The organism is Actinoplanes sp. DH11, from assembly GCF_020873875.1.
Classification (GTDB): domain Bacteria; phylum Actinomycetota; class Actinomycetes; order Mycobacteriales; family Micromonosporaceae; genus Actinoplanes.
In genome coordinates, this window is record NZ_JAHWGU010000020.1 from 1 (window position 1) to 13300 (window position 13300).

The window sequence follows — 13300 nt, forward strand, 5'->3', positions numbered from 1 at the left end:
TACGCTGTGGCTCTCGGCCACCGCAAGGTCTGATGTTGTGTCCACAACGCACAGACGATCATGCGGTGGCCGTCCTCGTTCCCGCGGGATCCGAGGTCACCTCACGAACGGCGGCTGCCGTACTAGCAGATCAACATGCGCACGGCGGTGGGGAACGCGCCGATTCTCGCCGTGGGCGGCGTGTCGGGCGGCGCCCGGGGCGGGAGGCAGACCGGGTTGACGCGTGGGCGGGGACGGCTGGACGGCGATCGGGTGCGGCGGTCGGGGGCACCCGGTTGGCGCGGAGTTGATCGGTGTTCTTAGATTCCGGGTGTGGGCTGGATGCAGAAACTGCGGCAGACAGGCGGCGCGCTCGGGCGGGCCGCGGAGGCGGTCGACGATGCGGCGCGCGCGTTCCGGGGTGGTGACCCGGCGCGGGCGGCCGCGCGCGGTGACGAGGCGGTGCGGGCGTTGCGGGCGCTGACGGCCGAGGGGGTGCGTGCGGCGGAGCCGGTGCTGGTGCGCGCGCTGGGCAGCCAGTCCGCGCATCTGGCCGCGCTGGGCCGGCATCCGGAGGCGCTGCGCCTGGCCGAGGAGGCCGCCGGCTTGGCGTGGGCGGAGCCGGAGCGGGCCCAGCAGCTCGCGACGGCGCTGGTGACGCTGGCGAACCGGCTGGTGGAGGCGGGCCGGTTGACGGAGGCGCTGGAGGCGGAGCGGGACGCGACGGCGATCGTGGGGGCGGTGCCGGAGCCGGTCCTGGCGGGGGCGCTGTCGGATCTGGCGAACGCGCTGGCCGAGGCCGGTGAGCACAGCGACGCCGTGGTGATCAGTGAGCGGGCGCTGGCGATGTGGCGGGAGCTGGCGGAGCGGGACCCGGGGGTCGACCAGCGGCTCGGGCAGTCGCTGAGCGAGCACGCCGACCGGTTGTCGGAGCTGGGCCGCTGGGCGGACGCGGTGGAGTTCAGTGCGGAGTGTGTGGCGCACCGGCGGCGTACCGCGCAGGAGCGGCTGGCCGGCGCGCTGCGACGGCACGCCGTCTTCCTGGAGCGGGTGGGCCGGGAACAGGAGGCGCACGCCGCGGCGGACGAGGCGGAACGCGGAAGCCCCGCTTCACGGTGAGACGGGGCGGAACGCGGAAGCCCCGCTTCACGGTGAGACGGGGCGGAAGACGGGGCGGAACGCGGAAGCCCCGCCTCACGATGAGACGGGGCTTCCGGGGAGCGCGACGCGCCGAGGAACAGGGTCAGCTGCGGAGCATCTTGCGGAGCACGTACTGCAGGATGCCGCCGTTGCGGTAGTAGTCCGCCTCGCCGGGGGTGTCGATCCGGACGACGGCGTCGAACTCGACGCCGGTGTCCGTGGTGACCTTCACCGTGCGCGGGGTGGTGCCGTCGTTGAGCTCGGTGACACCGGAGAACGAGAAGGTCTCGGTGCCGGTGAGGCCCAGCGACTCGGCGTTCTGCCCCTGCGGGAACTGCAGCGGCAGCACGCCCATGCCGATCAGGTTGGAGCGGTGGATGCGCTCGTAGCTCTCGGCGATGACGGCGCGGACACCGAGGAGCATGGTGCCCTTGGCGGCCCAGTCACGCGAGGAGCCGGAACCGTACTCCTTGCCCGCGAGGATGACCAGCGGGATGCCGGCCTCCTGGTACGCGACCGAGGCGTCGTAGATGGTGGTCTGCTCGCCGGTCAGGTGGTTGACCGTGAACCCGCCCTCGACGCCCGGCACCAGCTGGTTGCGGAGCCGGATGTTCGCGAACGTGCCACGGATCATGACCTCGTGGTTGCCGCGGCGCGAGCCGTAGCTGTTGAACTCGGCGCGCGGGACGCCGTGCTCGGCGAGGTACTTGCCGGCGGGCGAGTCGGCCTTGATGGAGCTGGCCGGCGAGATGTGGTCGGTGGTGACCGAGTCGCCCAGCTTCGCCAGCACCCGGGCGCCGGCGATGTCCTGCACCGGGGTGGGGTCGGCGGCCATGCCCTCGAAGTACGGGGGCTTCCGCACGTAGGTGGAGTCCTCCGCCCACGCGAAGGTGTCACCGGTCGGGGTGGGCAGTGACTGCCACTGCTCGTCGCCGGCGAAGACGTCCTGGTAGGCGGTGCTGAAGCCCTCGGCGCCGATGGCCGACGCGATGACCTCGTCGATCTCCTGCGCGGACGGCCAGATGTCGTTGAGGTAGACCGGCTTGCCGTCCGAGCCGGTGCCCAGCGGCTCGGTGGTGATGTCGATGTCCATCGAGCCGGCCAGGGCGTACGCCACGACCAGCGGCGGGGACGCCAGGTAGTTCATCTTGACGTCCGGGTTGATCCGGCCCTCGAAGTTCCGGTTGCCGGAGAGGACGGAGACCGCGGTCAGGTCGGCCTCGTTGATCGCGGCCGAGACCTCCTCGGGCAGCGGCCCGGAGTTGCCGATGCAGGTGGTGCAGCCGTAGCCGACCAGGTTGAAGCCGATCTTGTCCAGGTACGGCGTGAGGCCGGACCGGTCGTAGTAGTCGGAGACAACCTTGGAGCCGGGCGCCAGGGTGGTCTTGACCCACGGCTTGCGGGTCAGGCCCTTCTCGACGGCCTTCTTGGCGAGCAGCGCCGCACCGATCATGACCTGCGGGTTCGAGGTGTTGGTGCAGGACGTGATGGCGGCGATGACGACGGCGCCGTGGTCGAGCTCGTACTCCACGCCGTCGTCGCCCTTGACCCGGACGGGCTTGGAGACCCGGCCGGTCGAGCCGAGAGCGGCGGAGAAAAGGTGCGGCTTGTCGGCCTCGGAGTCCGTGTGGTTGGCGGGCGGGTCGCTGGCCGGGAAGGACTCCTGGCTGGCCTCGTCCGCCGGGCCCTCGTCCTGGACGTAGTTGCCCAGGGCGTCGCGGAACGCGGGCTTGGCCTCGGAGAGCAGGACCCGGTCCTGCGGGCGCTTCGGGCCGGCGAGCGACGGGACGATCGTCGACAGGTCGAGCTCGAGCTTCTCCGAGTAGTCCGGCTCGGCGTTCGGGTCGAGCCAGAGGCCCTGCCGCTTCGCGTACGCCTCGACGAGCGCGACCTGCTGCTCGGAGCGGCCGGTCAGCTTGAGGTACTCGATGGTCTGCTCGTCGATCGGGAAGATCGCGACGGTCGAGCCGTACTCCGGCGACATGTTGCCGATGGTGGCCCGGTTCGCCAGCGGCACGGCGCTCACGCCGGGGCCGTAGAACTCGACGAACTTGCTGACCACGCCGTGCTTGCGCAGCATCTCGGTGATCGTGAGGACGAGGTCGGTCGCGGTGGTGCCGGCCGGGGCCTCGCCGTAGAGCTTGAAGCCGACGACCCGCGGGATCAGCATGCTGACCGGCTGGCCGAGCATCGCGGCCTCGGCCTCGATGCCGCCGACGCCCCAGCCCAGCACACCCAGGCCGTTGACCATGGTGGTGTGCGAGTCGGTGCCGACGACGGTGTCCGGGTACGCCTGGCCGTTGCGCTCCATGATCGTGCGGGCCAGGTACTCGATGTTGACCTGGTGCACGATGCCGGTGCCGGGCGGGACGACCTTGAACTCGTTGAACGCGGTCTGGCCCCAGCGCAGGAACTGGTAGCGCTCGCGGTTGCGCTGGTACTCCAGCTCGACGTTGCGCTGGAACGCGTCCGCGCGGCCGAACAGGTCGGCGATGACGGAGTGGTCGATGACCAGCTCGGCCGGCGCCAGCGGGTTGACCTTGGTGGCGTCGCCGCCCAGGTCCTTGACGGCCTCCCGCATCGTGGCGAGGTCGACCACGCAGGGCACGCCGGTGAAGTCCTGCATCAGCACCCGTGCCGGGGTGAACTGGATCTCGACACTCGGGTCGGCGTTCTGGTCCCAGCTGCCGAGCGCGTTGATGTGGTCGGCGGTGATGTTCGCGCCGTCCTCAGTGCGCAGCAGGTTCTCCAGGAGGATCTTCAAGGAGTAGGGCAGGCGATCGTGCCCCTTCACCTTGTCGATCGTGAAAATCTCGTAGCTCGCGTCTCCGACGCGAAGCTCGCTCTTCGCACCAAAGGTGTCGAGGCTGGCCACCGTCATCTCCTTCACACCCAGCGACTGGAAGTCAAGTCTTTCGCACCGAAAGGGCGACCTTCGGGTTAGGTAGGCCTAACTCTCGGTTCATGTCTCTGTTAAACCGTACGTCCGTCTTGCTAGACATCGCAAGGCGGGGTCCGGGGTCGGTTCTCCCGCTCGATCCTCCCAGCGATCGGCGGGTTTGGGGCGGTCGATAGACGGGCATACGCGCCCGCATGACCGCACCGGCACCGACGGACGAGCTGACCGACTTCTTCGGGCGCTACGGAACGGCGCTCACGACGGGCGATGTCGCGGCGATCGCCCGCTGCCACGCGCTGCCCGGGCTGGTCGTGTCGGATTCGTACAGCTTCACGTTCAGTTCGCCGGCGGCGGTGGCGCTCTCCTTCCTGGGTGCCGCCCCCGCGTACCGGGAGCACCGGATCGTCGCCGCGCACGCCAACCTGCTCGACGTGCAGCGACTCTCCGCGGCGCTGACGCTCGTCGCGGTCGAGTGGGAGTACCTGGACGGTGAGGGCGCGGCGGTGCCGGGGGAGCGGTACCGCTACCTGATCCGCTCCGACGCCGACGGCCCGTTGATCACAACGGTGATCGCGACCCGCTGAAGGCGACACGCGCCGGCGAATCGGTGCGACCATGGTCCGGTGACGACGATCGAGATCACTGCGACCGCCCCGCCACAGAGCCGGACTCGTCCGCAATGGCTCATCGTGCACTATCACCGCCCCGACGGGGACTACGCCGACTGGTCCCTGCACGCCTGGGGCGACGTCGCCGACGCGCTCGTCTACCCCGACGGGGTGCCGTTCGCCGGCGAGGACGAGCACGGCCGCTTCGCCTGGGTCCGGTTGCCGGCGGATGCCCGGGAGGTCGGCTTCCTGGTCGTGCACCGGCACGGCGCCAAGGACGTGGAGATCGACCGCTGGGTCGACGTCACGCAGACGTCCGAGATCTGGCTGGAGGCCAACGACCGCCGGGTCGGCAAGCAGGCGCCGTCCGGTGGCGGCACCCCGGCCCCCGGCGTCGCCGTCGTCCACTACCGGCGACCCGACGGCGACTACGCCGGGTGGGGCCTGCACTGCTGGGAGGGCGTCCCGCGGCAGGAGCGGACCCGATGGGGTACGCCGCTGCGGCCGTCCCGCTTCGACGCCTGGGGAGCCGTCTTCGAGGTGCCGCTGCACCCGGACGCCGTGGGCCTGCGGTTCGTCCTGCACCGCGGCGAGGTCAAGGACCTCCCCGACGACCAGCGCCTCGACCTGACCGCCGCCCGCGAGGTGTGGCTGCTCGCCGGGGTGGCCGCGCCGGTCCGCCCCGACCTCGGCACCCTCGGCCCGGAACTCGACCCGGCCCGGTCCTACGCCGTCTTCGTCGACCGGGGCACCGTCGCGCTGCCCGAGTGGTTCGCGGCCCGTGCCGTCACGTTCACCCTTGTCGCGTCGGCCGGCGGTGGCCTGAGCCGCACCGGTGACGAGCTCGCCGGCGAGGACCAGGAGCTGTCACTCGTACCCCGTCCCGGTGGTCTGTTCCAGGCGCAGAGCCGCCGCTTCCCGCACCTGCGCGCCTACCGTGCCTTCGCCGTCCGCGAACTCGGCGACACCGCCCTCGGTGACCTGCTGCGCGGCCAGCTGCTGGTGGCCGGGCGGGACGCGGACGGCGCGGTCGTGGCGCTGACCGCGGTGCAGCTCGCCGGGGTCCTCGACGACCTGTACGCGGACGCCGCCGACGCCGAGCTCGGCCTCACCTTCGACGACGAGGACCGGCCGCAGCTCGCCGTCTGGGCGCCGACCGCCCGTGACCTGCGGCTGGAACTGTTCCGCGAGCCCGGTGAGGAACCCCGGGTGCTGCCGATGGACCGGGACCCGGTGACCGGGATCTGGTCGCTGACCGGCAGGCGCAAGTGGCTGGGCCGCTACTACCGGTACCGGGTGGAGGTGTGGCACCCCGCCGCCCAGCGGGTGGTGACGACGAGCGTGACCGACCCGTACTCGGTGTCGCTCGCCACCGACTCCACCCACAGTCAGCTGGTCGACCTCGCCGACCCGGAACTCTGCCCGCCCGGCTGGGACGCCCTGGTCAAGCCGCCCGCTGTCGCACCCGCCCGGATGCAGATCACCGAGGTGTCGGTCCGGGACTTCTCGATCGCCGACGCGTCGGTGCCGGCCGAGGAGCGCGGCACCTACCTGGCGTTCACCCGGTCCGGCTCGGACGGCATGCGCCACCTGCGGTCCCTGTCCGACGCCGGGCTGACGCACGTGCACCTGCTGCCCGTCAACGACTTCGCCTCGATCCCGGACCGGCGCGCCGACCAGGCGGTGCCGGCGTGCGACCTGGCGTCGTTCCCGCCGGACTCCCCGGAGCAGCAGAGAGCCGTCGCGGAGATCGCCGACCGGGACGGCTACAACTGGGGGTACGACCCGTGGCACTGGACGGCGCCGGAGGGCGGTTACGCCACCGACCCGGCCGGCTCCGCGCGGATCCGGGAGCTGCGCGCGGCGGTGGCCGCCCTGAACGCGGCCGGGCTGCGGGTGGTCCTCGACGTCGTCTACAACCACACCATGGGCGACGGCCTCGACCGGTTCAGCGTCCTCGACCGGATCGTCCCCGGCTACTACCACCGGCTGCTCGCGGACGGCAGCACCGCCGAGTCCACCTGCTGCCCGAACACCGCGACCGAGCACATGATGATGAGCAAACTGGTCATCGACTCGCTCGTCACCTGGGCCCGGGAGTACCGGATCGACGGCTTCCGCTTCGACCTGATGGGCCATCACCCGCGCGCCAACATCCTGGAGGCGCGGATCGCCCTGGACCGGCTCGGCGACGACGGGCGCGACATCTGCCTCTACGGCGAGGGGTGGAACTTCGGCGAGGTGGCGTACGACGCCCGGTTCGCCCAGGCCACCCAGGTCAACATGGCCGGCACCGGGGTGGGCACGTTCAACGACCGGCTGCGCGACGCCGTCCGCGGTGGCGGCTCGTTCGGCGACGACCCCGGGGTGCGGGGCTTCGCCACCGGACTCGGCTCGGGTATCCCGCTGTGGCTGCACGACCGGATCAAGGTGGGCCTGTCCGGCGCGCTCGCGACCTACCGCTTCGTCAACCACGACGGGGTCGAGCGCAGCGGCGCGCAGATCGACTACAACGGCTCACCCAGCGGGTACGCGCACGACCCGGGCGAGGCGATCAACTACGTCGACGCCCACGACAACGAGATCCTGTACGACGCGATGGCGTTCAAGCTGCCGGTCGGCACACCGCCGGTCGACCGTGCCCGGATGCAGGTGCTGGCGCTGGCGGTGGTGGTGCTGAGTCAGGGCGCCGGGTTCGTGGCGCTGGGCACCGAGCGGCTGCGGTCCAAGTCGCTGGATCGGAACTCGTACAACTCCGGCGACTGGTTCAACCAGATCCGGTGGGATCCGGCGCTCGGCAACGGCTTCGGCGCCGGACTGCCGCCCTGGGAAGACAACGGCGACAAATGGGATTTCTCGCGGCCGTTGCTGTCCGTGCCGCACCTGATCCCGCCCGCGGACGTGATGGACCTGGCCGCCGAGCGCTACCGCGAACTGCTCCGGATCCGGCAGTCGTCACCCGTCTTCGGGCTGCCCACCGCGGACGAGGTGCAGCGGCGCCTGACCTTCCCGCTGGGCGGCCCCGACGAGACGCCCGGCGTGATCGTGATGTGCCTGGACGCGACCGGCCTGGACCCGCACGTGCGTTCCGTCGTGGTCGTCTTCAACGCCACCGAGACCGCGACCGAGCAGCGGGTCCCCGGCCTGCCGCCGCTGCACCCGCACCCCGAGCTGACCGGGTCGGTGGATCCGGTGCTGCGGACCGCCACCGCCGACGGCGGCACCCTGGTCGTGCCGGCCCGGTCGGTCGCCGTCTTCGTCAGCGACCTTCCCTGACGCTCCGCGCCCGCCGCGCCGGTGGGTGGCGGCGATGGGTTAGATTGCGGCCGCGACGGCGTACCGACGGTCGGTGGCCGCGGAGCGGAGGTCGTGGTGCGGCTCGAGCGTGCCCTGTGCGCGTTGGTCCTGGTGGGTCTGGCCGGCGGATGCACGTCCGAACCGGAGAAGCCCGCGTTCACGGATCCGGCGCAGTCCTCGTCCGCGGCGCCGGTCACCAGTGGGCCGCCGTGGACCGAACCCGCCTCTTACTCCTACCTGCTTACCCGCGGCTGCGACCCGGCCGCCCCGCTGGGCAGTTACCAGGTCACGGTCTCCGGTGGCGCCGTGACGGCGGCCGAGCGGACCGGTGCGCCGTCGGGGGCGCCGGCGGCGTCGGCCGAAGTGGACCTCGGCCCGGTCACCGGTCAGGAGGGCGAGGAGATCGAGGTGCCGACCCTCGGCGAACTCGTCGCGATGGCCGCGACCGCCAGCGAGGACGGCGCCGAGGTGGCGACGGAGTTCGACGCCACCGACGGGCATCCGGTCAAGGTGACGATCAACGTCACGGACACGGCCGACGGCGCCGAGTGCTGGATCGTCTCCGGTTACCTGGCCTGACAGCCCAGGGTCCGGCCCGCGGGGCCGGACCCCGCGCCGATCAGCCCGGCAGCCGCGGCCCGGCCTCGCGCTGCGCCGCCAGCCACGTCTCCACCTCGGCGGACGTGCGCGGCAGCCCGTCCGACAGGTTCCGGCAGCCGTCCGCCGTGACGACCACGTCGTCCTCGATGCGGACACCGACGCCGCGCAGCTCGGCGGGGACGAGGTCGTCCTCGGGCTGGAAGTAGAGGCCGGGCTCGACCGTCAGCACGTACCCCTCCTTCAGCTCTCCGTCGCGGTAGTTCTGCCCGCGCGCGTTCGAACAGTCGTGGACGTCGATGCCGAGCATGTGGCCGAAGCCGTGCAGCGTCCACCGGCGGTAGACGGTGCTGTTCTCGCTCATCGCCTCGTCCACGCTCACCGGCAGCAGGCCCAGGTCGTGCAGGCCCTCGGCGAGCACGTGCATGCACGTGCGGTGGATGTCCTTGAACTTCACGCCGGGCCGGATCGCGTCCATGCCGGCCTGCTGCGACGCGTGCACGATGTCGTAGACCTGGCGCTGCAGCGGGGTGAACGTGCCGTTCACCGGCACGGTCCGGGTCACGTCGGCGGTGTAGAGGTTGTCGCCCTCCACACCCATGTCCATCAGCAGCAGCTCACCGGGCGTGGTGACACCGGTGTTGCGCACCCAGTGCAGGATCGTCGCGTGCGGCCCGGAACCGACGATCGAGCTGTAACCCACGTCGTTGCCGTCGTGCCGCGCCCGCAGCCCGAAGACGCCCTCCAGCAGCCGCTCCTTGACGGACCGGTCCGCCGGCAGCACCCGTGCCACGTCCTCGAAGCCGCGGACTGTGGCGTCGATCGCCGCCTGCAGCTGGGCGATCTCCCACTCGTCCTTGACCAGCTTCATCTCGGAGATCACCCAGGCCAGCTCGCGTTCGCGCGGCGCACTGCGGTCGGGCTCGTAGGCGAGCACCGCCCGGTCCACGTTCACGTCGAAGCCGCGGAGCACCCGGGTCCGCCCCGGCGCCGAACCGGCCAACACCGGGCCGAGCGCGCCCAGCGAGGCGGTCTCCAGGCCCAGCTCGGCCGACTTCTCGCCGAGGGTGTGGGTGCGGCCGATCCAAAGCTCACCGTTGCGGTCCCGGAAGAACCGGTCGGTCTCCTTGGAGTTGCGTTCCCGGGTGAACAGGACCGCGTCATGCCCGGCACCGGTCGGCAGCAGCACCAGCACACTGTCCGGGTCACGGTCACCGGTCAGGTAGAAGAAGTCGCTGCCCGGCCGGAACGGGTAGTCGGTGTCGTTGGCCCGCACCTTTTCGTTGCCGCTGGGGATGATGAGAGTCTCGCCCGGGAACGCCTCGGAGAGCACCGCGCGCCGTTTCGCGTAGTTCGGCACCTCGGGCAGCGGCGTCACCGCAAGCGGATCCTCCCGCCAGCCACTGCGCATGAACTGCAGAAACGCCTCCGGAAAGTCCGGGTCGTGCGACTCCGTCTTGGCTTGCTCGGCCATCAGGGAAAGCCTCCGTTCTCGCTGGCTCGACGGTACAACCCCAGCGGTGGGCGCGGCAGGCGCGGTTGGTGCTTCCCCGAGATGTACGAGCAATCGCGTCCTCGCGGCCGTCGGAGGGAACCGGCAGTCCCGCCCCCAATGGCATGGCGGCACCCGGCGAGCCGCCCGCGGCGCGGCCTTTCTCACCCTCGGCCGTGCTTGCGCTCTCGGCCGTGCTTGCGCCCGCGCCCTCGGCACGGCCTGCGCATGACCGGCGGCGACCTACTGCGGTGCGCCGGCGCGGCCGTTGTTGATCTGCTAGCGCTACGAAATCGCTGTCTTGACCCCTTGATCACAGCGATTTCGTAGCGCTAGCAGATCAACTTCTCGACTCCGGCGCCACCGGGACCAGAACGCGAGGGGCAGGGGTTGACGGGGACCGCGTCGCAGGCGCCGGCACCTTGGCTCGGCCTCCCCGACTGGGACGATCAAAGAGGTGCGGGTGGGACGGGGCCGGTCGGCCCCGCCCCGCCGGAACGGCAGCCGGGTCAGCCGCGGCCGGGGCTGCTCGCGTACGCCGGGATCGGATCCCGCGTGAGGCACGCCAGCCGTGCCCCCGCCGTGCCGGCTTCGCCGTGCTCGGTGTTCGTGTGCTGCGCGTGCAGCACCAGCGACCACGGCGGCCGCTGCGGGTCGAGCCGCCAGCTCTGCACACTCGTCGTGGTGCCGGACCCGTCCGCACCGGCCACGAAGTCCAGCCAGATCTCGTTCTTCGGGTTCGCGTACGCCGGATCCACCGACGGCTTCCCCGGCCTGGCCGCCGGGTCCACCCGGTGCTGGTAGTGCGGTCCCGCCTCGGCCGGGTCCGCTGTGCACGGATTGGCGTGCAGGTGCGCACCGTAGGCCCGGCCCGGCACCAGCCCACCGGCTGTCACCCGCACCCGTACCCCGTTGCCGCTGTCCGTGACGGCGACCTCGGCAGTGGCGCCGGCCGGCACAGCGGCAGTGTCGTACGTGACGGCTGTGGCACCCTCACTCCATCCGCGGAACGTCCCCGAACTGATCGGCGCGGGCACCAGCGCCGGCGCGGTGTCCGGAACCGCGGCCGTGCTCGGCCCACCGGCCGGAACCGCCATCGCACTGCTGCACGCACCCAGCACCAGCGGTGCCGCCAGAATCGCAACTCGTAGCTTCATCCCCGAATTGTCCCAAAATCACCCATATAACTGCCCAGCTCATCCCTGTAAGTCCGAAATGCGCCGTCGACACCTGGCCGCGTTGCAGTCTCCCGGCCGCGTGCCGTTTCCCGGCCGCGTGCCGTTTCCCGGCCGCGTTCCGTCTGCCGGCCGCGTGCCGTTTCCCGGCCGCGTGCCGTCTGCCGGCCGCGTGCCGTTTCCCGGCCGCGTTGCCGGCTTTGTCGCCGCGCCGCGATCGCCGTCCAGCCGATACCCCCGCGCAGCGATCCCGGTTCTGGCCCCAGCTCCCCGGTTCTGGCTCCCGGCCGCGCCGGATTCGAGATGTTGATCTGCTGGCGCTACGAAATCGCTGTGATCAAGGGGTCGAAACCGCGATTTCGCATCGCTAGCAGATCAACACCGTTGCGCGGACTCCGCAGGCCGACCACGGCACCAGGGACGGCAACAGCGGCCGAGGGCAGGCGACCCCACGCCGCCCGGTGGCAGGCGACCCCACGCCGCCCGGCACCAGGTCGCCCGGCGGCAGCCCGGCACCAGGTCGCCCGGCGGCAGCCCGGCACCAGGTCGCCCGGCGGCTCCAGGTCGCCCGGCGGCTCCAGGTCGCCCGGCGGCTCCAGGTCGCCCGGCGGCTCCAGGTCGCCCGGCGGCACCACGGCGCCCGGTGGCAACGACGTCACGCCGCCTGGCGGACAAGCCCCGCGTCGCAGCCCCGCGTGATCGACGAGACACGGCTTAAGCTGTGCGCATGGAGTTTCCGGAGTTCACACCGGGGATGAGCGCCCGGGTCGAGTTGACGGTCACCGACGCCGACACCGCGCAGTCCCTCGGATCTGGTGACGTGCCGGTGCTCGGCACTCCCCGGCTGCTGGCGCTGGCCGAGGCGGCGACCGTGGCCGCCACCGCGCGGCAGATCCCCGGGGGTGTCACCACGGTGGGCAGCCGGGCCGAAGTGGATCACCGGGCGCCGTCCCCGTTGGGCCGCCGCGTGGTGGCGCAGGCGACGCTGACCACGGTGGACGGGCGGAAGCTGCACTTCGACGTGGTGGTGCGTGACGGCGACGCGGTGGTGGCCGAGGTGCGCATCGAGCGGGTGATCCTGGACCGCCAGAAGTTCATCGCCCGCGCCTTCGGCGACTGACCGGCGCACCCGTTCCGGCCGGACCGGGCGGCCCCTCCGGTCAGACCAGCGCGCCCCACCGGCCGGTGAGCTCCGCTGCGGTGGGCATGGCCGTCGCGCCGCCCCGCCGCTCGCACACCAGACCGGCCACGGCCAGCGCGAACCGTACGTGCCGTTCCCAGTCCGCCTGCCCGGACGGCCGGCCGTCTTGGAGCAGCCGGCGGATCAGGGCACCCATCACCGAGTCGCCGGCGCCGGTGGCGTCGACGGCCCGGACCTCCGGCGCCGGGAGCATGGCGGCACCGTCGGCGGAGGCGACGAACGCGCCCCGGGAACCGCAGGTCACGACGACGGCGGAGGCGCCGAGGGCGCGGATGCGCTGGGCTGCGGCCGCCGGATCCGCCTCCCCGTAGAGCACCACCGCGTCGGCGGAACTCAGTTTCACCAGGTCGGCGGTGGCGAAGAACTCCTCGACCAGGCCGCGCAGCGCCGCCACGGCGGCGTCGTCGGGCAGCAGCGTGGGCCGGACGTTGGGGTCGAACACCTTCAGCGGGCCGGGCGTCCCCCACGCCGCCCGCGCGGCCGACACGAACGGTTCCCGGAGCAGGCAGATGGAGCCGGTGTAGAGCACCGACGCGCCGCCGACGGTCGCGGTGTCGAGGTCACCGGGGCCGAGCAGGGCGTACGAGGGTGGTTCGCCGTAGAACGTGAACGTCGGCTCGGCGCCCTCGAACGTCGTGACGGCCAGCGTGGTCGGCACGGGCACCCGGCGTACCCCGGTGCGCCCCACCCCGGCGTCCCGCAGGAAGGCCGCCATCCGGTCGCCGAGCACGTCGTCGCTGATGGAGCCCGCGTACTCGACGTCGCCACCGAGCCGCGCCACCCCGACGGCCACGTTGAGCGGTGCCCCGCCGATCGCCTGCCGGTAGATCTGCTCGCCGTCCGCCTCGGCCTCGAGCAGGTCGACAAGTGCCTCACCCATCACCATCGCGTAGCCCATGCCTGTTCCCCTCC

General features: G+C 72.0%; 9 protein-coding genes. 5 read left to right on the top strand and 4 right to left on the bottom strand.

Translation table 11 applies throughout. The features are described from left to right. Window positions 1–321: 321 nt before the first annotated feature. On the top strand, window positions 322–1098 hold the full coding sequence (locus LPA41_RS42520) for a tetratricopeptide repeat protein (protein WP_304523800.1): 777 nt from the start codon (window positions 322–324) through the stop codon (window positions 1096–1098). A 124-nt stretch (window positions 1099–1222) separates the two neighbouring features. Here the strand turns inward: LPA41_RS42520 and acnA are convergent, their stop codons facing one another. Then, window positions 1223–4009 carry an aconitate hydratase AcnA gene (gene acnA / locus LPA41_RS26475; protein ID WP_308036616.1) on the bottom strand — a complete coding sequence of 929 codons (2787 nt, stop codon included), beginning with the start codon at window positions 4007–4009 and terminating at the stop codon, window positions 1223–1225. A 203-nt stretch (window positions 4010–4212) separates the two neighbouring features. On the opposite strand from acnA, the gene LPA41_RS26480 reads away from it, so the two are divergent. The 3 genes from LPA41_RS26480 to LPA41_RS26490 all read left to right on the top strand — a co-directional run bounded on the left by LPA41_RS26480 (window position 4213) and on the right by LPA41_RS26490 (window position 8502). Next, the gene (locus LPA41_RS26480; protein ID WP_229073547.1) at window positions 4213–4602 is read left to right on the top strand and encodes a hypothetical protein; all 390 of its coding nucleotides are present in this window, start codon (window positions 4213–4215) and stop codon (window positions 4600–4602) included. Window positions 4603–4641: 39 nt separating this feature from the next. Next, window positions 4642–7902 carry a pullulanase-type alpha-1,6-glucosidase gene (pulA, locus tag LPA41_RS26485; protein WP_229073548.1) on the top strand — a complete coding sequence of 1087 codons (3261 nt, stop codon included), beginning with the start codon at window positions 4642–4644 and terminating at the stop codon, window positions 7900–7902. Between the two features lie 96 nt (window positions 7903–7998). Next, entirely contained in the window at window positions 7999–8502 is a 504-nt protein-coding gene (locus tag LPA41_RS26490) for a hypothetical protein (RefSeq protein WP_229073549.1), read from the top strand. Window positions 8503–8542: 40 nt separating this feature from the next. On the opposite strand, the gene LPA41_RS26495 is transcribed toward LPA41_RS26490, so the two are convergent. Next, a complete protein-coding gene (locus tag LPA41_RS26495; RefSeq protein WP_229073551.1) occupies window positions 8543–9994 on the bottom strand; it encodes an aminopeptidase P family protein in 1452 nt (483 codons plus the stop codon). 527 nt (window positions 9995–10521) lie between these two features. Next, complete coding sequence (locus LPA41_RS26500) at window positions 10522–11169, bottom strand: superoxide dismutase family protein (protein ID WP_229073552.1); 648 nt, start codon at window positions 11167–11169, stop codon at window positions 10522–10524. A gap of 745 nt (window positions 11170–11914) precedes the next feature. Here LPA41_RS26500 and LPA41_RS26505 point away from each other — a divergent pair. Continuing rightward, window positions 11915–12307 carry a thioesterase family protein gene (locus LPA41_RS26505; RefSeq protein WP_229073554.1) on the top strand — a complete coding sequence of 131 codons (393 nt, stop codon included), beginning with the start codon at window positions 11915–11917 and terminating at the stop codon, window positions 12305–12307. Window positions 12308–12347: 40 nt separating this feature from the next. Here LPA41_RS26505 and LPA41_RS26510 read toward each other — a convergent pair whose 3' ends face one another. Further along, the gene (locus LPA41_RS26510) at window positions 12348–13286 is read right to left on the bottom strand and encodes a carbohydrate kinase (RefSeq protein WP_229073556.1); all 939 of its coding nucleotides are present in this window, start codon (window positions 13284–13286) and stop codon (window positions 12348–12350) included. Between the last annotated feature and the right edge of the window lie 14 nt (window positions 13287–13300).